This is a genomic window from Streptomyces sp. SCL15-4 (assembly GCF_033366695.1).
In the GTDB taxonomy this organism is placed as follows: Bacteria; Actinomycetota; Actinomycetes; order Streptomycetales; family Streptomycetaceae; genus Streptomyces.
On sequence record NZ_JAOBTQ010000001.1, the window covers coordinates 2,891,243 to 2,912,383 of the forward strand.

Here is a 21,141-nt window from a genome sequence, read left to right on the forward strand (position 1 = left end):
CCGGTGAGCCAGTGACGATTCTTTCACGTCCGCCGGGGCGGTGAAGTCCTGACGGGCGCCTTATCCGGCGACAGGGGTATTGTCAAGAGGGTTCGGCTCACCTCGGTGGGCGATTTTTATGCCGTAGAGATGACAGAAGCGACATGAGGAACGGAGTGGACACGTGACGCGCAGCGTGTACGTGACCGGGATCGACCGCGGTGACGGCCGCCAGGTCGTGGAGCTGGGGGTCATGGAACTCCTCACCCGGCAGGTCGACCGGGTGGGCGTGTTCCGTCCGCTCGTCCACGACGGACCCGATCGGCTGTTCGAGCTGCTGCGGGCCCGGTACCGCCTCGCGCAGGACCCGGCGACCGTCTACGGCATGGACTACCACCGGGCGTCCGCGCTCCAGGCCGAGCGGGGCACGGACGAGCTGGTCTCCGCCCTCGTCGACCGCTTCCACCTGGTCGCCCGCGACTACGACGTGGTCCTGGTCCTCGGCACCGACTTCGCCGGCACCCAGCTGCCCGACGAGCTGTCCCTCAACGCCCGGCTCGCCAACGAGTTCGGCGCCTCGGTGATCCCGGTGGTGGGCGGCCGGAAGCAGACCGCCGAGTCGGTGCTGGCCGAGACCCGCAACGCCTACCGCGCCTACGACGGACTCGGCTGCGACGTGCTGGCCATGGTCGCCAACCGGGTGGCCCGCGAGGACCGCGACGAGATCGCCGAGCGGCTGGTGGACCGGCTGCCGGTGCCCTGTTACGTGGTGCCGGACGAGCCCGCGCTCTCCGCGCCGACGGTCGCGCAGATAGCCCAGACCCTGGACGCCAAGGTGCTGCTCGGCGACGACTCCGGCCTCGCCCGGGACGCCATGGACTTCGTCTTCGGCGGCGCCATGCTGCCCAACCTGCTGGGCGCCCTGACCCCGGGCTGCCTGGTGGTGACCCCGGGCGACCGGGCCGACCTGGTCATCGGCTCGCTGGCCGCGCACAGCGCCGGCACCCCGCCGATCGCCGGTGTGCTGCTGACGCTCAACGAGGTGCCGCGCGACGAGATCCTCACCCTGGCCGCCCGGCTCGCCCCCGGCACCCCGGTGCTGTCGGTGTCCGGCAACAGCTTCCCCACCGCCGAGCAGTTGTTCTCGCTGGAGGGCAAGCTGAACGCCGCCACCCCGCGCAAGGCGGAGACCGCGCTCGGCCTGTTCGAGCGGTACGCCGACACCGCCGAGCTGGCCCGCCGGGTCTCGGCGCCGAGCGGCGACCGGGTCACTCCGATGATGTTCGAGCACAAGCTGCTGGAGCAGGCCCGCTCCGACAAGCGGCGCGTCGTGCTCCCGGAGGGCACCGAGGAGCGGGTGCTGCGCGCGGCCGAGGTGCTGCTGCGCCGGGGCGTGTGCGAGCTGACCCTGCTCGGCCCCGAGGACCTGATCCGCAAGAAGGCCGCCGATCTCGGCATCGACCTCGGCGACACCCGGCTGATCGACCCGGCCGCCTCCGAGCTGCGCGACGCCTTCGCCGAGAAGTACACGGCCCTGCGCGCCCACAAGGGCGTCACGGCCGAGCTGGCCTACGACGTCGTCTCCGACGTGAACTACTTCGGCACCCTGATGGTCCAGGAGGGCCTGGCCGACGGCATGGTCTCCGGCTCGGTGCACTCCACGGCCGCCACCATCCGGCCCGCCTTCGAGATCATCAAGACCCGGCCGGACGCCTCGATCGTCTCGTCGGTGTTCTTCATGTGCCTGGCCGACAAGGTGCTGGTCTACGGCGACTGCGCGGTCAACCCCGATCCCGGCGCCGAGCAGCTCGCCGACATCGCCATCCAGTCGGCGGCCACCGCGGCCCGGTTCGGCGTGGAGCCGCGGATCGCGATGCTGTCGTACTCCACCGGCACCTCCGGCTCGGGCGCCGACGTGGACAAGGTGCGCGAGGCCACCGAGCTGGTCCGCGCGCGCCGGCCGGACCTGAGGATCGAGGGCCCGATCCAGTACGACGCGGCCGTGGAGCCGTCCGTCGCCGCGACCAAGCTGCCCGGCTCCGAGGTCGCCGGGCAGGCGACGGTCCTGGTCTTCCCGGACCTCAATACAGGCAACAACACCTACAAGGCCGTGCAGCGCTCGGCCGGCGCGATCGCCGTCGGCCCGGTCCTCCAGGGCCTGCGCAAGCCGGTCAACGACCTGTCCCGCGGCGCCCTCGTCCAGGACATCGTCAACACGGTCGCCATCACGGCGATCCAGGCCCAGACCCCCGCCCAGACCCCCAGCGAGAAGGCGTCCCAGCAGTGACCTCCCCCACCCGTGTCCTCGTCCTCAACTCCGGCTCCTCCTCGCTGAAGTACCAGCTGCTGGACATGCGGGACAGCAGCCGGCTCGCGGTGGGCCTGGTCGAGCGCATCGGCGAGCAGACCTCCCGGATCGAGCACTCCTGCCTCACCAGTGGCGACACCCGCGAGCACACCGGCCCCATCGCCGACCACGAGGCCGCCCTGAAGGCGGTCGGCGAGGAGCTGAGCCGCGACGGCCTCGGCCTGGACTCCCCCGAGCTGGCCGCCATCGGGCACCGGGTGGTGCACGGCGGGATGTTCTTCACCGAGCCCACCGTCGTCGACGACGAGGTGCTCACCGAGGTCGAGCGGCTGATCCCGGTCGCCCCGCTGCACAACCCGGCCAACCTCACCGGCATCCGCACCGCCCGGGCGCTGCGCCCGGACCTGCCGCAGGTCGCCGTCTTCGACACCGCCTTCCACACGACGATGCCGGAGTCCGCGGCGCGCTACGCCATCGACCCGAAGATCGCCGACCGCCACCGGATCCGCCGCTACGGCTTCCACGGCACCTCGCACGCCTACGTCTCCCGGGAGACCGCGCGGCTGCTGGGCAAGGACCCGTCCGAGGTCAACGTGATCGTGCTGCACCTGGGCAACGGCGCCTCCGCCTCCGCGGTGGAGAAGGGCCGCTGCGTGGACACCTCGATGGGGCTGACGCCCCTGGAGGGCCTGGTGATGGGTACGCGGTCCGGTGATCTGGATCCGGCCGTCATCTTCCATTTGGCCCGGGTTGGGGATATGTCCATGGACGAGATCGACACTCTTCTGAACAAGAGGAGCGGTCTGTTCGGTCTGTGCGGGGACAACGACATGCGGGAGATCCGCCGCCGGATCGACGAGGGCGACGAAGAGGCGGCGCTCGCCTTCGACATTTACATTCACCGGATCAAGAAGTACATCGGCGCCTATTACGCCGTGCTCGGCACCGTGGACGCGGTGGCCTTCACCGCCGGGGTCGGCGAGAACGCGGCACCGGTGCGGGAGGCGGCGGTCGCGGGCCTGGAGGGCCTGGGACTGGCGGTCGACCCGGAGCGCAACGCCGTGCGCGGCGGCGGGGCGCGGCTGATTTCGCCGGAGTCCGCCCGGGTGGCGGTCGCCGTGGTGCCGACGGATGAAGAACTGGAGATCGCGACGCAGACCTACGCACTGGTCGGAAAGAACAACTGAATAGCACCTGAGCGGTGCGGCACTCATTTGTATCTTCCGCCAGACGGAATATTCCGTAGCGAAACAAACCGATAGGATCGCTCCATGCGCCGTTCGAAAATCGTCTGTACTCTCGGCCCCGCGGTCGACTCCCACGAGATGCTCGTCGCCATGATCGAGGCGGGCATGAACGTAGCCCGCTTCAACTTCAGCCACGGCACCCACGCCGAGCACCAGGCGCGGTACGACCGCGTCCGGGCCGCCTCCAAGGAGACCGGCCGCCCCATCGGCGTCCTCGCCGACCTCCAGGGCCCGAAGATCCGTCTGGAGACCTTCGCCGAGGGTCCGGTCGAGCTGCAGCGCGGTGACGAGTTCGTCATCACGACCGAGGACGTGCCGGGCGACAAGCACATCTGCGGCACGACCTACAAGGGCCTGCCGGGCGACGTCTCGCGCGGCGACCAGATCCTGATCAACGACGGCAACGTCGAGCTGAAGGTCGTGGACGTCGAGGGCCCGCGGGTGCGGACGATCGTCATCGAGGGCGGCGTCGTCTCCGACCACAAGGGCATCAACCTGCCCGGCGCGGCCGTGAACGTGCCCGCGCTGAGCGAGAAGGACGTCGAGGACCTGCGCTTCGCCCTCCGCATGGGCTGCGACATGGTCGCGCTGTCCTTCGTCCGGGACGCCAAGGACGTGCAGGACGTCCACCGCGTGATGGACGAGGAGGGCCGCCGGGTCCCCGTCATCGCCAAGGTGGAGAAGCCGCAGGCGGTCGACAACATGGAGGACGTCGTCGCGGCGTTCGACGCCGTGATGGTCGCCCGCGGTGACCTCGCCGTCGAGTACCCGCTGGAGAAGGTCCCCATGGTGCAGAAGCGCCTGGTGGAGATGTGCCGGCGCAACGCCAAGCCGGTGATCGTCGCGACCCAGATGATGGAGTCGATGATCACCAACTCCCGGCCGACCCGCGCCGAGGCCTCGGACGTGGCCAACGCGATCCTGGACGGCGCCGACGCGGTCATGCTGTCGGCCGAGTCCTCGGTGGGCGCCTACCCGGTCGAGACCGTCAAGACCATGTCGAAGATCGTCGCCGCGGCCGAGCAGGAGCTGCTCGCCAAGGGCCTGCAGCCGCTGGTTCCGGGCAAGAAGCCGCGCACGCAGGGCGGTTCGGTGGCCCGTGCGGCCTGCGAGATCGCCGACTTCCTCGGCGGCAAGGGCCTCGTCGCCTTCACCAAGTCCGGTGACACCGCGCGCCGGCTGTCCCGCTACCGGGCGTCCCAGCCGATCATCGCCTTCACCACGGACGAGTCGACCCGCAACCAGCTCACCCTGAGCTGGGGCGTGGAGTCGCACGTCGTGCCGTTCGTGAACACCACCGACGAGATGGTCGACCTGGTGGACCAGGAGGTCGCCAAGCTCGGCCGCTTCGACGCGGGCGACACCGTCATCATCACCGCCGGTTCGCCTCCCGGCGTCCCCGGCACCACCAACATGATCCGCGTCCACCACCTGGGCAACCAGAGCGGCTGATCCGCCGGGTCCGCGACACACCGAGGGCGCCCCCTGCGACAGGGGGCGCCCTCGGCCTTGTGCGGCTCCCGAACCGGCTTGTGCGACCGCTCAGTCGGTCGTGTACACGTGCATGCCCGGCACATGCAGATTGCCGCCGAACTGGGCGGCCTGCACCACCTTGGCATGGGTGAAGTAGATCAGCGGGATGTTCAGCGGGGGCGGGCTGTCGGGGCTGAACGTCACCGGGATCAGCCCGAACAGGTTGCCGGAGATGCTCTCGGTGTACATCACCGTGTCGCCGCCGGTGATGGTGGACTTCGAGCCCTTGGCCGCCTGGACGTGGTAGGTCTTGTTCGCCTGCTTGTCCTTGACCGTCTGGTGCAGGTCGCCGATCTCGGTGCCGTCGGAGATGACGTACTTCAGCACCTTCTTCGTGGTGCCGTTCGCCCGCCTCACCTCCACCACGCCCTGGTAGTCGGCGCCCTTCAGCAGCAGGGAGCTGGCGTCCAGGTACCACGGGTCGTCCGCCACCGCCACGGCGTTGTCGACGCCGCCGACGTGCTCCGTGGCCGCCGGGCAGTCCTCGGCGGAGGCGGAGTCGCTCGCGGACGGGCTCGGCGTGTCCGAGGGGGTGGACGACGGGTCGGACGACGGGGTCGCGTCGTCCCCGGCTGGCTCGGCGGTGTCGTCGCCGGTGGTGTCCCCGGCCTTCTCCTCCGCGTCCCCGGCCTTCTTTTCCGTGTCCCCGGCCTTCTTCGCCGTGTCCCCGGCCTTCTCCTCCGTGTCCCCGGCCTTCTCCTCCGTGTCCCCGGCGGTGCCGTCGGAGGCGGTGCCGCCCGGGTCCTTGCCGGAGTCCGGCGACCGGGAGGCCGACGGGGCCGGGTCCGGGCTCTGCGCGGACGTGTCCGTGCCGGTGCCCGCGTCCTCGTCGTGGCCGCCGGTGAGCAGGTCACCGAGCGTGTCACCGATGGTGCCGAGGATGGTCCCGTCGCCACTCCGGGGCTTCGCCGGCGCGTCCGTGTCGCCGCCGGCGTCCGCGTCGGGGCCGGCGGCACCGGAGTCCGTGCCCGAGGAGCCGGAGTCCGTGCCCGAGGAGCCGGAGGTGTCCGCCTGCGGCCCGGCGGGGCCGGAGTGCGAGTCCGAGGTCGCGGTCGGGTCGGGCGTGGCCTCGTCGTCGGAACCTGAATCCGGCGAAGAGGTGCCGCTCTTCTCCCGCGTCTTCTCGCTCTCTTTCCCGCTGTCGCCGGTCTTCGACGCCGACGGCGCGTCCGACGCGTCCTCGGAGGCGGACGGCGACGGCGCGTCCGAAGGCTCCTTGTCGTCGTCCAGCGCCTTGACGCAGGCCTCGTACTCCTCGCGCGTCAGGTCCTTGGCCGACGTGGACGCCGGCGCGGACGGCGACGAAGAGGGGCTGCCGTTGTTGTCGGCGAGGGCCAGCGTGGATGTGAAGCCCATGCCCATCAGCACGGCCGTGGGCATCGCCACCGAGGCGATGGCCTTGCCGGCCGGCATGTGGAACCTGGTGAACAGCGGCTTTCTGGGGGCCGCGTGGCGGGGCCCGGTTCTCGCACGGGGCCCGTCCATATCGGTCCCGCGGGTCACCTCGTCAGCCGGCACTGTGCCTCCCGTTCGCCCCGTTGGCCGGGTTCGTTCCTGACAGGTCGTTCGGCTCGTCCATCCCGTACACGCGCTGCTCCGGAAGGGGCGCGGCGGCGGGGGAACCTCCCTGGCCCGCTGCCGCCTCGGTCGTCGGCCGCTGCTGCGGTGCGCCCGGCGCCCAGGACACGGCCATCGCCCCGCCGGTCAGCGCGCACAGGAATCCGACGATGAAGCCACCGATGTTCGACAGCGGGATGGACACCAGCGCCAGCAGGATCGCCGCGACACCTCCGAAGACCCGGATGTGCTGCTGGAACCAGAGGATGAGCCCGAGGGCGATGAGCAGTCCACCGATGATCAGGGAACTGGAGCCGCCGGGCGTTCCGACCGTCATGCTGAGGTGGCCGAGCTGCAGGTGGGCGTACGGGAAGTACAGGATCAGAAAGCCGCCGAGCATGACGAGCAGACCGGCCCAGAACGGACGCGTGCCCCGCCAGGCGCGGAACTGCAGCCTCCGGCGGGTGAACTGACCGGGTGCGGCGGCAGGAGTCTCGGCGCTCATGGAAAACAGCTCCCTGGTGCGGCGTTGCTGTGGTGGTGATGTGGTCCGGTCGTGAAGACGCGGCCGGAGTGTGGACGGGCGGGGGCGCCACAGCTCCCCCGCCCGTCAGAACGTGCTCAGTAGCACTCGATGCCCTTGCCGCTGCCGTTGTGCAGCGACATGTGCAGACCGCTGAGCGTGAAGGTTCCGGCGGTGGTCGCCCACGCCGTCTGCTTCACGCCGGTCAGGTCCACCGAGTCCGCCTGCTGGGCGAAGCCGAACGGGTTGGCCTGCTTGTTCTGGATCTCGGCGTCCTTCATGCGGGCGCCCTTGAGATCCCGCCCGGCGACGCCGATGTCGAGGCCGTTGAAGGTGGCGTCCGCCTGCAGGTCCTCGACGTCGATGTACAGGTTCTTCGCGTGAACCTGCTTGTTCTCGTCCGAGCTGTCACCCGCCTCCAGCCGCAGCGTGATATCGCCGAGGATGGGGATGTCGGGGGTGACGACCGACTGGCACATCTTCTCGATCCGGGCCTTGGTGAAGGCCGAGACCGCGACCGGGTGAGCCGCCTTGCCACCGGTGAGGGTGTACCCCTGGTCGATCGCGCCGTACTGCGAGAAACCCTCGCCGTGCAGCGTCTTCGCCGTCACCTTGAACGACTGGCCCGACACACTGAACGACGCGGCGAGGGCGCCCTGCGCGAGGGCGACGCCTATCGCGGCCGTAGCGGCCACGCTGGGCACCATGACCACGGCGAACCGCTTCCATCTGGTCCCGCCACGCACCTGGGACTCCATATTTCCTCCTTCTCGGACGTACATCTCCTGGCCCGGACTCGCCCTCGGTCGGCGGCTCAGCCGGGCAGGGATGGGAGAAGTGCTACGTCCTCGGAAAGGAGAGCGCCCGCACTCGGCGGCGCACTACGCGCCCGAATCACCGGCGATCACCCCCGAGCGACAACCACTGGGTCGCGCCTGACACGCATCACGCACAACCTTGCTGGACAGGCTTCGCCGGGATGGCGAAGACCCCCCTGCCCTGGACCCGGCGCCACTGCCGCCGGCCCCGCTCGGTGGGGACCCAGAATCTCCCGCGACCCGGCCGGCTGCCGGGGTGCGGGAATGGACCGAGCGTCGCCGATCGTGGTGCATTCTCGGCCTGGACACAAGGGGGTTCGTTACTGGCTAGTAACGGCGGGATAACCGGAGGAAGACCGACCGGTCTCGGAGCGCGACGTACGGTGGCAGCGCAGGGCAGAACAAAGCCGTTGATCCTTGGACGAATCCAGACAGACCAACGGCTTCGATTTACTCGCAGTAACAGCGGCCGCGTTTGCCAAGATTTGGTAAAGCGCGGCCGCCGTGACGCCTCGGCGTCGAATCTTTCGCCACGGCATCACGAGCCGTGGCCGGGTTCAGCCCCTCAGAAAAGTGCGCGTGCGAGGGCCCTGCGCGCACCCACGACCCGCGGGTCCTCCGGGCCCACGACCTCGAACAGCTCCAGCAGCCGGCGCCGTACGGCGTCCCGGTCGTCGCCCGCCGTGCGCTGCACGGTGTCGATCAGCCGGCCGAACGCGTCCTCGACATGGCCGCCCACCAGGTCCAGATCGGCGGCGGCGATCTGCGCCTCGGCGTCCTTGGGCTTGTCGGCGGCCTCCTGACGCACCTTCTGCGGGTCCATGTCCTGCACCCGCTGGAGCAGCTCGGCCTGTGCCAGGCCGAGCTTGGCCTCCGGGTGGCCCGGATCGTCGGCCAGCACGTTCCGGTACGCCCGGACGGCCCCGGCGAGGTCGCCCGCGTCCATCGCCTGCGCGGCGGCGTTCAGCGCCGCGTCGTACGGGCCCTCCGCCGGCGCGGCCACCGCCGCGCCGCCCGGTTCGGCCTCCGGGTCGACGGTCAGACCGGTCAGGCCGAAGCGCTGCTCGGCCACCGCGACCAGCTGGTCCAGGGTCTGCCGGATCTGGTCCTCGCCGGCCACGCCCTGGAACAGCGGGAGCGCCTGGCCCGCGACGACGGCGAAGACGGCCGGGATGCCCTGGATCCCGAACTGCTGCATCAGCATCTGGTTGGCGTCGACGTCGATCTTGGCGAGGAGGAAGCGCCCGTTGTACTCGACGGCCAGCCGCTCCAGGACCGGGCTCAGCTGCTTGCAGGGCTGACACCACTCGGCCCAGAAGTCGATGACGACGGGCACTTCGGCGGAGCGCTGCAGGACCTCCTGCTCGAACCCCGCCTCATCGACGTCAATGACGAGATCGGCCGGGGAGACGGCTCCCGTCCCGCCCTGTCGGGCGGCTTCGGCGCGCGTCTGCTCGGCCTTGGCCTTGGCCTCCTGGGCCGCCTTCACCGCGGCGAGGTCGACGACACCGCTCATGGACATGTTCCGTGGCTGCATGCGTCTATCCTCCCCCGAGCGGGCGCCTGAGCGAAAAAGCGATATGCGGCGCCGGGTCCCCACCCGCGCCTTGTGGTCGTCCGCCCGTGTACGTCCCTCACGAGCTTTCGCTACGAGTCGTAGCGTAATGCCACGAGGGCGCCGCGCGACACCGCAGCCCGGTGATCTCCCTCACGGCACCACAGGACCCGCCGGTTATGGTCAAGGGATGCAGAGCCGCACCCCCGTCAGCCGTACCGGACGCCCGCGCAGCGCCGCCGCGGACACCGCGATCCTGGCCGCGACCCGGGAGGCTCTGGTGGAACTGGGCTGGTCCAAGCTCACCCTGTCGGACGTCGCCGTCCGGGCCGGGGTCGCCAAGACGACCCTGTACCGCCGCTGGGCCGGCAAGAACGAGCTGGTCGTGGACGCCGTCGCGGAACTCTTCGACGAACTGGAGGTCCCCGACCTCGGCAGCCTCGCCGCCGACATCGAAGGCGTCGTCCTCCAGTTCGCGGCCATCCTCGCCCGTCCCGAGGCCCGCAGCGGCCTGATGGCGGTGGTCGCCGAGTCCACCCGCGACGACGCGCTGCGCGAACGCATCCGCGCCTCGATCGTGGACCGCCAGATGCGCCTGGTCCTCCAGGGCCGCGCCCGCGCCCAGCACCGCGGCGAACTCCCGGCCGAGCCGGACCCCGAGGAGTCCGCCCGCACGGTCGACCTGATCTTCGACATGGTCGCGGGCGCGGTGGTCCACCGCACCCTGGTCAGCGGCAAACCCGCCAACGAGGAATGGGTCCGCAGCTTCACCCGCATCCTCCTGCTGGGCCTGGCGGGAGCGGCCCGGACCCCTTGAGGACACCGCTTGGCGCACGAACGCGCCGCCCCCGGGACACTCCCCGGCGGGCGGCGCGTCGGCGACGCGGTCAGAAACCGGCCGGCTCCGTGTACACCCCCCACTCGTCCCGCAGCACCCCGCAGATCTCGCCCAGGGTGGCCTCGGCGCGCACGGCGTCCAGCATCGGCTCGATCATGTTGGCCCCGGACCGGGCCGCCGCCAGCATGGCGTCGAGCGCGGCGCGCACGGCCGGCTCGTCGCGGGCGGCCTTGCGCTCGGCGAGGACGCGGACCTGCTCGCGCTCCACCTCGTGGCTGACCCGCAGGATCTCCAGGTCGCCGGTCACCGACCCGGTGTGGACGTTCACGCCCACGACCCTCTTGTCGCCCTTCTCCAGCGCCTGCTGGTAGCGGAAGGCGGATTCGGCGATCTCGCCGGTGAACCAGCCGTCCTCTATGCCGCGCAGGATGCCGGAGGTGATCGGCCCGATCGGATGACGCCCGTCCGGGTGAGCCCGCAGGCCCCGCTCCTTGATCTGCTCGAATATCTTCTCCGCGTCCGCCTCGATCCGGTCCGTCAGCTGCTCGACGTACCAGGCGCCGCCCAGCGGGTCGGCCACATTGGCGACCCCGGTCTCCTCCATCAGCACCTGCTGGGTGCGCAGCGCGATCTCCGCGGCCTGCTCGCTGGGCAGCGCCAGGGTCTCGTCCAGGGCGTTGGTGTGCAGCGAGTTCGTCCCGCCGAGCACGGCGGCCAGCGCCTCCACGGCCGTGCGCACCACGTTGTTGTACGGCTGCTGCGCGGTCAGCGACACACCGGCCGTCTGGGTGTGGAAGCGGAGCCACTGCGCCTTGTCGCTCTTCGCGCCGTACACCTCCCGCATCCACCGCGCCCAGATGCGCCGGGCCGCGCGGAACTTGGCGATCTCCTCGAAGAAGTCCACGTGCGCGTCGAAGAAGAAGGACAGCCCCGGCGCGAAGACGTCCACGTCCAGCCCGCGGCTGAGCCCCAGCTCGACGTACCCGAACCCGTCGGCCAGGGTGTACGCCAGCTCCTGCGCGGCCGTGGCCCCGGCCTCCCGGATGTGGTAGCCGGAGACGGACAGCGGCTTGTACGCGGGGATGCCCGCCGCGCAGTACTCCATCAGGTCGCCGATCAGCCGCAGATGGGGCTCCGGCTGGAACAGCCACTCCTTCTGCGCGATGTACTCCTTGAAGATGTCGGTCTGGAGCGTGCCGTTGAGCACCCGCGGATCGACACCCTGGCGTTCGGCGGCGACCAGGTACATGCAGAAGACAGGCACGGCCGGGCCGCTGATGGTCATGGAGGTCGTCACATCCCCCAGCGGGATGTCCTTGAACAGCACCTCCATGTCGGCGGCCGAGTCGATGGCGACGCCGCAGTGCCCGACCTCGCCGAGCGAGCGCGGATCGTCGGAGTCGCGTCCCATGAGCGTCGGCATGTCGAAGGCGACGGACAGCCCTCCGCCGCCCGCCGCGAGGATCATCTTGTACCGCTCGTTGGTCTGCTCGGCGTTGCCGAAGCCGGCGAACTGGCGGATCGTCCAGGTGCGGCCGCGGTAGCCGGTCGGGTGGAGCCCGCGCGTGAAGGGATACTCCCCGGGCCAGCCGATCCGCTCGAATCCCTCGTACGTGTCACCCGGCCGGGGCCCGTACACCGGTTCCACGGGGTCACCGGAGAGCGTGGTGAAGTCCGCGTCTCGCTTGCGTGCGGCGTCGTAACGGGCCTGCCAGCGACGGCGGCCCTCCTCGATGGCGTGAGCGTCCATACCCTCGAATTTACTTGGACGTCCAAGTAAATGTCGATGGCAGACCGCCGTACGGCATCCGTACGGCGGTGTCGCTACGCCTTGGCGGCGGCCGGCGCCCGGTCGGCGGCCTCGGCGTCCAGCTCGCGGCTGATCCTGCGCTCGACGAAGAAGGCGGCCGTGGGGATCGTGCCCGCGAGCAGCACCCACAGCTGCTTGCCGACCGGCCACTTCGCCTTGGAGCCCAGGTCGAAGGCGAAGACCAGATAGACGACGTACAGCCAGCCGTGGGCGATGGCGACGACCCGCGTGAAGTCGGCGGCGCCGTCCATGTCCAGCCCGTACTTCGCGATCATGCTCAGGCACAGCAGCACCAGCAGGACGCCCGTGGTGTAGGCGAGGACGCGGTAGCGGGTCAGCACGCTTCGTTTCATGGAGTCGAGCGTAACCACCCGTTCCGGGAGATCTTGCCCCGGGTCACTCCTCCGTGAAGTCGTGTGCCGCGATCCGCAGCGGGCGGAACATCGCGAAGATCTCGCGGCACTCCTCCGCGTCGTACGCCCCGAGACCGAAGTCCATGGCCATCAGGTCGCGGGTGGCCGCGTCGACCACCTCGCGGCCCTTGTCGGTGATGACGGCGAGGGTGCCCCGGCCGTCGTTGGGGTTGGGGCGCTTGGCCACCAGGCCGGACCTCACCAGCCGGTCCACGGTGTTCGTCACCGACGTGGGATGCACCATCAGCCGCTGGCCGATCTTGGACATCGGCAGCTCGCCGGCCTTGGAGAAGGTGAGCAGCACCAGCGCCTCATAGCGGGCGAACGTCAGTCCGTACGGCTTGACCACCGCGTCGACCTCCGCGAGCAGGATCTGCTGGGCCCGCATGATGGAGGTGATCGCGGCCATGGAGGGCACGTTTCCCCAGCGCTGCTTCCACAGCTCGTCGGCGCGGGCGATGGGGTCGAACGGAAGACTGAGAGGCTTGGGCACGTCATCAGACCCTACCGGCCGGTCATATGCCGGTCAGCCCTGTCTCGGCTTTCGGTCACCGGCCGTTCCCGCGCGCCCGGCCGGCGGAGCCGGAGCGGAGGGTGCGGGAGCCGGCGGGCGCTCCGGGGCGGGCGCGGCGGACGCCGAGCCGGGCCGGCCGCGGATGCGGGCCCGGCCGGAGGCGGACGCGGCCTTCCGCGCGAGGCGGCCGGCTGCTGCCGGAGCCGCCGTCCCGGAACGGCCGTACGCCGAGGCCCGCACCGCACGTCTTGTACGTCCGCGACCTCGGCGGGCGGCGGAACCCGGTGCCGATGCCGAGCGCCTGCTCCCGGCCGGACGCGGTGACGGGTTCCGGTGCCCCGGGGCAGCCCGCGCCGCTCCGGCCGGCCCGCGCTCCGGCGGCCCCGCGGTCCGGACTCCGCCGCCCGGGCCCGCGAGGCGCCGGTACGGCTGCCGGGCCGCCGACGCGCCGCCGTCCCGGCGGCCCCGGCCGACCGCCCGGCGACGACCCGCGCCCCTCGCCCACCGGCCGGGCCTCGTCCCGTCCTCGGCGGCGGGTCGCGTCTCGTCCTCGGTGGCGGGTCGCGCGGGCGGGGAGCCGCGTGACGGGCCGTGTCACGTCGTCGTCCGCGTCCGCCGGCCGGCGCCCGGCACGCCGGCTACTGGGCCCGCCGCCGCAGCTGGTGCCGTACGGCGCGCTGGGCGACCGGGCCCAGGGACTCCACCGCGGCCACCAGGGCCCCCAGCTGCTCCAGCGCGGCCAGCGCCGCCCCCGCCCCGGCCTCGTCCACGCCCTCGTACAGCTCGATCCCGACGAACGACGCGGCGACCGCGCGCGCCAGTCCCGCCGGGTCGGTGAACTCGCCGAACGGTGTCGCCGCCAGGACGCGGCGCAGCACCTGCTCGATCTCGGTGATCCACAGGTCGAGCCCGGCGGCCGTGGCCGGTCCCAGGCCGGGATGGGTCGCGGCGCCGGCCAGCAGCTGGCCGAGCAGGGCGACATGGCCCCCGGCCCGCTCGCGCTCGTGGATCTCTCGGCCGACGGTCAGCAGCTCGGACAGCGAGCCGATCTCGGCGAGGCGTTCGCGGTAGCGGGCCACCGCCTGCTCCGCCCCGTACCGGCAGGCCGCGGCGAGCAGTTCGTCCACGGATCCGAAGTGGTAGAAGACGAGGGCCTGGTTGACACCGGCCGCCGCGGCCACGGTGCGGGCCGAGGTCTTGGCGATGCCCTGCTCGGTGAGGGTGCGCAGGGCGCCCTCCAGCAGTCTGGCCTTGGTCTCCTGGGACTTCGCGGTCTCCGGGCTCATGCGCGTGCCTCCTCCCGCACCGGGCGCAGTCCGGGCCGTACGCTGCGGGCGTGGATGTCGGTGTAGGAGGCGGTGAAGGAGCCCTCGTAGCCGAAGAGCGGCCCGAAGTACCGGTTCACCACGCGGACCCGGATGCGGAAGCGGCCGGTCGTGTCGTCGTAGGACTCGCGCACCTCGGCGGTGGCGCCGACGAGCCCGGGGACGCGGACGTCCACGGGGCCCTCCCGGAACCGGTGGGTGCCGGAGCGGATGAGCAGGGAGCCGTCGGGCTCGGCGTGGAAGTGCAGATCGCTGGCGAGGTGCTGGTGGGTGCCGAGGTAGTCCAGGACGCGGTCGCCGCGGGGGCCGAGCACCATCTGCGCGTCGAAGCGGCGGGCGCGGCCGGGCAGGTCGAAGGTGCGCACGAAGCTCACCGTCTCACGGCCGAAGCCGTCGGTGTACGGCACGTTCTCGATCGTGAAGGGGATGTTCCGGCCGGCCCGCGGGACGAGGATGTTGCGGGTGCCGCCGACGGCGAGGAACGGCTTCACGAACGCCCGTCCGTGCCAGATCCGGTCCATCACACCCCGGCCGGTGCACGCCTCGCCGCGGGCCAGGCCGACGGAGAAGCGGCGGCGCAGGGCGGGGTGGAGGCGGTCGAAGGCGGGGCCCATCGCGGTGCGGAAGATCGAGGTCATCGGTGCTCCTCCAGGGAGGTCGTCCGTGGTGTCGGCGCGGGCGTCATCCGCGCTTCTGCAGCGTGTCCAGCAGGCGGGGCGCGCGGGTCGCGCCGGTGGGGGCGCGCAGGCAGCGGCGGGCGGCCGGGGTGCCGGCGAGGGGTGCCTTGAACAGGGCGAGGAAGACGCCGAGCACGAGCAGCAGCGGGCACAGGAAGGCCATCGCGTCGGCGAAGGGGCCGGGCAGGCCGGGCAGCGAGCCGCGGCCGAGCACGGTCAGGCAGAGGACGAGGACGAGGGCCCGGACGGTGAGTTCGGCGAGCCAGTTGCAGCGGGCCCGTTCAGGCGTGATGCCCTCCTCCAGCCAGAGCCGGAGCCGGTCGAAGGACCAGGCGGTCGCCCAGCCCATGAGCGGGCGGAACAGCAGGCGGTCGGCGAGGGCGCCGGGGGCGCCCCAGCGCGGGCGGTAGTCGTAGCCGGTGAGGAAGCGGACGCCCTGGGCGTCGGGCACGTAGCGCCAGTAGCCGCTGCCCTCGGCGATCAGGGAGAGGGGGTGCGGGGAGGCGAAGCGCAGGGCGGAGGTGCGGGTGCCGTCGGCGCGTTCCTTCTCGCCGGCGGCGACACCGGTGCCGGAGACGGTGAGGAACGGCAGGACACGCGTGGCGTACCGGAAGCGCTGTGGTTCGCCCTCCGCGCGCGGGAGGTGGTCGATCTCGGTGAAGCGCAGGTCCCAGCGCTGGTGCCGGGCGGGGTCCTGGGTGCGCGCCCACAGCTCGTCGAGGCCGGCCCGGATGTGCGTCTCTATATAGAGACCCATGTGTTCCCCCACGTGAGCACGGAGTTTGAGCGACCGCTCAAAATCATCTGGCGCCGAACGTACACCTGTTTGAGCGATCGCTCAAACATGGGGACCGCAAAAACCCCGGCCCTCGGGACCGGGGTTTCGCGACGCGGGACGCGCTAGGAGGCGAGGTGGCGTTCGACGGTCTCCACCTTGCTGGTGAGGCCGTCGGTCACGCCGGGGCGGATGTCGGCCTTGAGGACGAGCGACACACGCGGGGCGCGGGCCTCGACGGCGGCGACGGCGCGCTTGACGACGTCCATGACCTCGTCCCACTCGCCCTCGATCGAGGTGAACATGGCGTCGGTGCGGTGGGGCAGGCCCGAGGCGCGGACCACGCGGACGGCGTCGGCGACGTACTCCCCCACGTCCTCACCGACGCCGAGGGGCGTCACGGAGAAGGCGACGATCATGCGTTCAGGGCTCCTTCCTGGCGGGCGCGGGCGGCGATGACGGCGTCCTCGGCCTCGCGGCGCAGCCGGCGCTCGGCGAAGAAGCCGCCGGTGGGCAGGACCGACAGGACGAAGTAGAGGGCCGCGGTCTTCAGGGGCCACTTGGCGCGGTTCCAGGCGTCCGCCCAGAAGATCACATACAGGACGAAGAGGACGCCGTGGATCGCTCCCATCACGGGGACCGCGTCGAAGTCCGTGGTCCGCTTCAGCACCGAGCAGACGAGCAGGATCAGGAAGGACACGGCCTCCGGGGCCGAGACCAGGCGGAGGCGGCGGAGGGCGGTGGCGGTCTTGATGTCCACGGGTCACCTTCGGTGGGAGGGTCGACGACGGTCTGCCGGTTACGGACTGCCGGTTGGTGCGCGCCCGTGCGTGCGGGAGTGCGCCGGTGGTGGAACCGGTTTGTGAACGCACGCACAAGCGTTCCACCATTGTGGCAAACCTCGCCCCTAGGGGTCCGCTCAGGGTGGGTTTCCACCCGTGGGCCCTGTTCCGCCCACCCGCGCCGCCGCTACGTTCGCTGCGTGGCGATGTTCCGACTCCAGGGCAGCAAGGTGCTCGCCGTCGACATGACCGGAGACGCCGTGAAGGCGAAGAACGGCTCCATGGTCGCGTACGACGGGCAGATGGCCTTCAAGAAGCTGAGCGGTGGCGGCGAGGGGCTGCGCGGGATGGTGACCCGGCGGCTCACCGGCGAGCAGATGACGGTGATGGAGGTGAAAGGGCATGGGACGTGCTGGTTCGCGGACCGGGCGTCCGAGATCAACCTGGTCACCCTTCAGGGGGACAAGCTCTACGTCGAGGCGGGCAATCTGCTGGCGACGGACGCGGCGCTGCGCACGGGGACGACGTTCACCGGGGTGCGCGGGGCCTCCCAGGGCAACGGCCTGTTCACGACGACCGTGGAGGGCCACGGGCAGGCGGCGATCCTCTCCGACGGCCCGGCGATCGTCCTGCGGGTCAGCCCGCAGTACCCGCTGACCGTGGACCCGGGCGCCTATGTCGCCCATCAGGGCGATGTCCGGCAGTCCTTCCAGTCCGGTGTGACGTTCCGCACGTTCCTCGGCGAGGGCGGCGGCGAGGCCTTCCAGATCCGCTTCGAGGGCGACGGACTGGTGTACGTGCAGCCGAGCGAGCGGACCACGATCGCGGGAGACGTGTGATGGCCTTCCGGGAGATCAACACCAAGATGGTGGAGGCGACCGTGGCGCCGGGTCAGCGGCTGTTCAGCCAGCGCGGCGCGATGCTCGCCTACCGCGGGGACGTGTCCTTCACGCCCAATGTCCAGGGCGGCCAGGGCGGGCTGATGTCCATGATCGGGCGCCGGGTGGCCGGCGAGGCGACCCCGCTGATGACCGTCGAGGGCAGCGGCACGGTCTTCTTCGGGCACGGCGGCCACCACGTCCATGTGATCACCCTCTCCGGTGACACGCTCCATGTGGAGGCCGACCGGCTGCTCGCCTTCGAGGGCACGCTGCGTCAGGGCACGATGTTCCTGGGCGCGCAGGGCGGGGTGATGGGCCTGGTGCGCGGCCAGGTCACCGGGCAGGGGCTGTTCACGACGACGCTCCAGGGACACGGCTCGGCGGCGGTGATGGCGCACGGCGGCGTCTTCGAGATCCCGGTCACCCCGCAGCGCCCCGTCCACGTCGACCCGCAGGCGTACGTCGCCCACCACGGCGAGCTTGGCAACAGGCTGTCCACCGCGCTCGGCTGGCGCGAGATGGTGGGCCGCGGCTCCGGCGAGGCCTTCCAGCTGGAGCTGAGCGGCAACGGCACGGTGTTCGTCCAGGCGTCGGAGGAGAAGTTGTGAGCACCTACGGAACCCCGGGCGCCGGACCGGTCGCGTACGACCCGCTGTCGCTGCCCGCGGACGACAACGTCAACGCGTACACCTTCTGCGTGGAACTCAAGGGCGGGCAGTGGTTCCTGCAGAAGGGAAAGATGATCGCCTACTACGGGACGATCGGGTTCAACGGCATCGGGCACGGGCGACTCGACCGGCTTGTCCGTACGTCGTTTCATTCGCCACTGCACGCGAGCGACTGGGTCGTGGCGGAGGGCTCCGGGAAGATGCTGCTGGCCGACCGGGCGTTCGACGTCAACTCCTACGACCTGGACGACGGGAACTTGACCATTCGCGCGGGCAATCTGCTCGCTTTTCAGCCAAGTCTGGCGCTCAAACAGTCGATCGTCCCGGGTTTTCTCACCCTTATCGGAACCGGAAAGTTTGTAGCGGCATCAAACGGTCCGGTGGTGTTCCTGGAACCTCCGATCCGGGTCGACCCTCAGGCGCTCGTCGGGTGGGCCGACTGCCCGTCCCCGTGCCATCACTACGACCATGGGTACCTGACGGGTGTACTAGGCGGTCTACGTGCGATGACGGGCTTCGGCGGGGTTTCCGGGGAGGAGCACCAGTTCGAGTTCGTCGGCGCGGGGACGGTCCTGCTGCAGTCGACCGAGACCCTCATGGCCGAGGCGGCGACGGGGGCGGTTCCGTCCGAACCGGGGGTGCCCGGAGGTGGCGGAATGGCACCGGGCGGACACGGTCCGCAATCCTCGGGTGCACCGCGCCTTCCCGGACAGCTGGGAGACCTCCAGCGTCGCTTCGGGCTGTGAGCGGTAGTCTGCGGAGTGTGACGTCGAACGCGTGCGCACAGTCACACCACCCGAAGTAGTTCGCCATTCAACTTCTTAGGTAGACTTCATTCATGGAGACCGAGACGGCCACGCGCTGGCTGACCGATGCGGAGCAGTGCGCCTGGCGCACCCACCTGGAGGTCAACAGGCTGTTGACGTACCAGCTCGAAAAGGATCTGCAGCCGTTCGGCCTGACAATGAACGACTACGAGATCCTGGTGAACCTGTCCGAGTCGGAAGACGTACGGATGCGGATGAGCGACCTGGCCTCAGCGACCCTTCAGTCCAAGAGCCGGCTCTCGCACCAGATCACGCGCATGGAGAACGCCAACCTGGTTCGCCGCGAGAACTGTGACACGGACCGGCGGGGGCTGTACGCCGTGCTCACGGACCACGGCATGGAGATGATGCGGAAGGTCGCCCCGCATCACGTGGCATCGGTGCGGCGCCACTTCATCGATCTGCTGTCGCCGGACGCGCTGATGGAACTGGAGAAGGCGCTCAAGCCGGTCGCCGAACACCTGAGAGGACAGCGGGGGCGTCCCTGAGCCTCCGTGCGCGCGGGCGGCGGTGAGACCGCTCACCACCGCCCGCGCGAGCCCGTCACCGCCGGCCACCGTCTCCGCCCGTCCGTCACGGCCGAGGCCGCCGCCGGGGCACAGCCCGACGGCAGTCACGGCCCCGGGCGGAGCACGGCACGGCGGCGACCGAGGCCGGGCGGGATCGCAGCGCTCGGCGCCTGTCGCGCGCGTCCACACGACCACCGGCCGTTACGACCGGGGCCAAGGCCGTGGGCGGGTGGCCGGGGGTGGTGGGGGCTCGGTCAGCCGCGGTCGGTGGCGGCCGGCGTGGTTGTCCGCGCCGTGCGGCCGGCCGCGGTCACGCGGACGGTGGCGGCCGCGGCCGTTGCCAGTGCGCTGCCGCCCGCCAGGGCGAAGCACAGCGGCAGCGGCAGGCGGTCGATCAGCAGTCCGGCCGCCAGTGCCCCGGCCGAACTCCCGGCGTTCACCCCGGTGTTCACCCAGGCCCCGGCCCGGATGCGGGTGTCCTCCGTGGCCGTCTCGTCGGCCAGCAGATACGCGGTCGTCAGCGCGGGAGCGATGAAGGCGCCCGCGAGGGCCAGCACCGCGGACAGGGTCCACAGCCCGGGGGCCGCTCCCGCCGCCGCCAGCACCAGCCCGAAGGGCGCGGCGAAGCGGCACAGCCGGGTCCGGGCGGGCGCACGCCAGCGCACCGCGCCGACCGCGAGCCCGCCGAGCGCGCTGCCCACCGAGAGGGCGCCCAGCGCCCAGGGGACCAGCGCGGTGTCGTAGGAGTGTGCCGCGGCGAAGGCCAGTACCAGCAGTTCCACGGCGCTGATGGCCAGCCCGAGGCCCAGCGCGACCACGACCGCCGGCAGCAGGCCCCGCACCGGGACGGGCCGTCCGCGGCGGGCGGCGGAGCGCGGCCCGGGCAGCGCCGGAGACGTGACGAAGGCGCAGGTGCCGGCCACGTTCAGGGCCGCGCTCAGCAGGATTCCGGCGGCCGCCGGGGCGACGCCGAGGAGCACGCCGACCAGCGCCGGGCCGGAGACGTACAGCAGTTCTTCGGCGACGGCGTCGAGGCTGTAGGCGCGCCGCGCCATGCCCTCGTCCGGCATCAGTCGCGACCACAGGGCGCGCATGGCCGGGCCCAGCGGCGGCGCGCAGCAGCCCGCGAGCGCGGCCGTGCCGGCGACGGCCGCCGCCGGGGCGCCCGGGTGCCAGGTCAGCGCGGCCAGGAGGGCCAGCAGGACGCCGTACAGCACCGACATGGGCAGCAGGGCCCGGCGCGGGCCGTGGCGGTCGACGAGGGCGGCGCGCAGCGGCATCAGGAGGACCGTGGCGGCGCCGAACAGGGACAGTACGACGCCGGAGACGGCCCAGGAGCCGGTGGCGGCGGTGACGGCCAGCGGCACCGCCAGGCCGACGGTGGCGTAGGACAGACGGGCCGTCAGGGCGGCGGTGAAGGTGCGGCGGGCCTGGGGCACGCGCAGGACAGCGGCGTACGAGGGCCGCGACAGGGGCGTGGACACGCGGATGTTCCTCTGCAAGAGGCGGAAGAAGGGGACACCTGAGGGCGCGGTGGCCGTCTGCGCGGCCCCGCGTTGCGGGTGTGCCCTATGCCATGAGGAGGAACATGCCGGTCACGCT

Annotated in this window: 21 protein-coding genes; 8 read left to right on the forward strand and 13 right to left on the reverse strand. The window is 71.4% G+C overall.

Annotation, left to right across the window (positions count from 1 at the left end):
• The first annotated feature begins 163 nt into the window (after positions 1-163).
• From pta to pyk, 3 genes are all read left to right on the forward strand, one after another.
• Positions 164-2,266, forward strand: a complete 2,103-nt coding sequence (pta, locus tag SCK26_RS12235) for a phosphate acetyltransferase (protein ID WP_318201333.1) — start codon at positions 164-166, stop codon at positions 2,264-2,266.
• Positions 2,263-3,474 (forward strand): acetate kinase, encoded by a 1,212-nt coding sequence (locus tag SCK26_RS12240; protein WP_318201334.1) that lies wholly within the window; start codon positions 2,263-2,265, stop codon positions 3,472-3,474. The genes pta and SCK26_RS12240 overlap by 4 nt, the downstream gene beginning before the upstream one ends.
• 84 nt (positions 3,475-3,558) lie before the next feature.
• Positions 3,559-4,986, forward strand: coding sequence for a pyruvate kinase (pyk, locus tag SCK26_RS12245; protein ID WP_318201335.1), 1,428 nt, complete (start codon positions 3,559-3,561; stop codon positions 4,984-4,986).
• A gap of 90 nt (positions 4,987-5,076) precedes the next feature.
• On the opposite strand, the gene SCK26_RS12250 is transcribed toward pyk, so the two are convergent.
• The 4 genes from SCK26_RS12250 to SCK26_RS12265 form a co-directional block, all read right to left on the reverse strand.
• Positions 5,077-6,585: a hypothetical protein gene (locus SCK26_RS12250; RefSeq protein WP_412080734.1), complete on the reverse strand. Its 1,509-nt coding sequence runs from the start codon at positions 6,583-6,585 to the stop codon at positions 5,077-5,079.
• Positions 6,575-7,129 (reverse strand): DUF6114 domain-containing protein, encoded by a 555-nt coding sequence (locus SCK26_RS12255; RefSeq protein WP_318201337.1) that lies wholly within the window; start codon positions 7,127-7,129, stop codon positions 6,575-6,577. Before SCK26_RS12255 ends, SCK26_RS12250 begins: the two co-directional genes overlap by 11 nt.
• 116 nt (positions 7,130-7,245) lie before the next feature.
• Positions 7,246-7,905 (reverse strand): DUF6230 family protein, encoded by a 660-nt coding sequence (locus SCK26_RS12260; RefSeq protein WP_318201338.1) that lies wholly within the window; start codon positions 7,903-7,905, stop codon positions 7,246-7,248.
• A 625-nt stretch (positions 7,906-8,530) separates the two neighbouring features.
• Positions 8,531-9,502, reverse strand: coding sequence for a tetratricopeptide repeat protein (locus tag SCK26_RS12265; protein ID WP_318201339.1), 972 nt, complete (start codon positions 9,500-9,502; stop codon positions 8,531-8,533).
• A gap of 208 nt (positions 9,503-9,710) precedes the next feature.
• Here SCK26_RS12265 and SCK26_RS12270 point away from each other — a divergent pair, with 208 nt between their 5' ends.
• Positions 9,711-10,337 (forward strand): TetR/AcrR family transcriptional regulator, encoded by a 627-nt coding sequence (locus SCK26_RS12270; protein WP_318201340.1) that lies wholly within the window; start codon positions 9,711-9,713, stop codon positions 10,335-10,337.
• A 70-nt stretch (positions 10,338-10,407) separates the two neighbouring features.
• On the opposite strand, the gene SCK26_RS12275 is transcribed toward SCK26_RS12270, so the two are convergent.
• The 8 genes from SCK26_RS12275 to SCK26_RS12310 all read right to left on the reverse strand — a co-directional run bounded on the left by SCK26_RS12275 (position 10,408) and on the right by SCK26_RS12310 (position 16,632).
• On the reverse strand, positions 10,408-12,108 hold the full coding sequence (locus SCK26_RS12275) for a methylmalonyl-CoA mutase (protein ID WP_318201341.1): 1,701 nt from the start codon (positions 12,106-12,108) through the stop codon (positions 10,408-10,410).
• Between the two features lie 74 nt (positions 12,109-12,182).
• Positions 12,183-12,521 carry a DUF3817 domain-containing protein gene (locus SCK26_RS12280; protein ID WP_318201342.1) on the reverse strand — a complete coding sequence of 113 codons (339 nt, stop codon included), beginning with the start codon at positions 12,519-12,521 and terminating at the stop codon, positions 12,183-12,185.
• Between the two features lie 43 nt (positions 12,522-12,564).
• A complete protein-coding gene (locus SCK26_RS12285; protein WP_318201343.1) occupies positions 12,565-13,074 on the reverse strand; it encodes a MarR family transcriptional regulator in 510 nt (169 codons plus the stop codon).
• 659 nt (positions 13,075-13,733) lie between these two features.
• On the reverse strand, positions 13,734-14,381 hold the full coding sequence (locus SCK26_RS12290; protein ID WP_318201344.1) for a TetR/AcrR family transcriptional regulator: 648 nt from the start codon (positions 14,379-14,381) through the stop codon (positions 13,734-13,736).
• Positions 14,378-15,058 (reverse strand): DUF4166 domain-containing protein, encoded by a 681-nt coding sequence (locus tag SCK26_RS12295; RefSeq protein WP_318201345.1) that lies wholly within the window; start codon positions 15,056-15,058, stop codon positions 14,378-14,380. Before SCK26_RS12295 ends, SCK26_RS12290 begins: the two co-directional genes overlap by 4 nt.
• 43 nt (positions 15,059-15,101) lie before the next feature.
• Entirely contained in the window at positions 15,102-15,854 is a 753-nt protein-coding gene (locus SCK26_RS12300; RefSeq protein WP_318205986.1) for a hypothetical protein, read from the reverse strand.
• 143 nt (positions 15,855-15,997) lie between these two features.
• On the reverse strand, positions 15,998-16,291 hold the full coding sequence (locus tag SCK26_RS12305) for an MTH1187 family thiamine-binding protein (protein ID WP_318201346.1): 294 nt from the start codon (positions 16,289-16,291) through the stop codon (positions 15,998-16,000).
• Positions 16,288-16,632 carry a DUF3817 domain-containing protein gene (locus SCK26_RS12310; protein ID WP_318201347.1) on the reverse strand — a complete coding sequence of 115 codons (345 nt, stop codon included), beginning with the start codon at positions 16,630-16,632 and terminating at the stop codon, positions 16,288-16,290. Before SCK26_RS12310 ends, SCK26_RS12305 begins: the two co-directional genes overlap by 4 nt.
• A gap of 228 nt (positions 16,633-16,860) precedes the next feature.
• On the opposite strand from SCK26_RS12310, the gene SCK26_RS12315 reads away from it, so the two are divergent.
• The 4 genes from SCK26_RS12315 (at position 16,861) to SCK26_RS12330 (ending at position 19,518) form a co-directional block, all read left to right on the forward strand.
• On the forward strand, positions 16,861-17,493 hold the full coding sequence (locus SCK26_RS12315; RefSeq protein ID WP_318205987.1) for an AIM24 family protein: 633 nt from the start codon (positions 16,861-16,863) through the stop codon (positions 17,491-17,493).
• Entirely contained in the window at positions 17,493-18,143 is a 651-nt protein-coding gene (locus tag SCK26_RS12320; RefSeq protein WP_318201348.1) for an AIM24 family protein, read from the forward strand. Before SCK26_RS12315 ends, SCK26_RS12320 begins: the two co-directional genes overlap by 1 nt.
• Positions 18,140-18,949 (forward strand): AIM24 family protein, encoded by an 810-nt coding sequence (locus SCK26_RS12325; protein ID WP_318201349.1) that lies wholly within the window; start codon positions 18,140-18,142, stop codon positions 18,947-18,949. The genes SCK26_RS12320 and SCK26_RS12325 overlap by 4 nt, the downstream gene beginning before the upstream one ends.
• Before the next feature lie 92 nt (positions 18,950-19,041).
• The gene (locus SCK26_RS12330) at positions 19,042-19,518 is read left to right on the forward strand and encodes a MarR family winged helix-turn-helix transcriptional regulator (RefSeq protein ID WP_318201350.1); all 477 of its coding nucleotides are present in this window, start codon (positions 19,042-19,044) and stop codon (positions 19,516-19,518) included.
• 275 nt (positions 19,519-19,793) lie between these two features.
• Here the strand turns inward: SCK26_RS12330 and SCK26_RS12335 are convergent, their stop codons facing one another.
• Positions 19,794-21,023 carry an MFS transporter gene (locus SCK26_RS12335; protein ID WP_318201351.1) on the reverse strand — a complete coding sequence of 410 codons (1,230 nt, stop codon included), beginning with the start codon at positions 21,021-21,023 and terminating at the stop codon, positions 19,794-19,796.
• Positions 21,024-21,141: the final 118 nt, after the last annotated feature.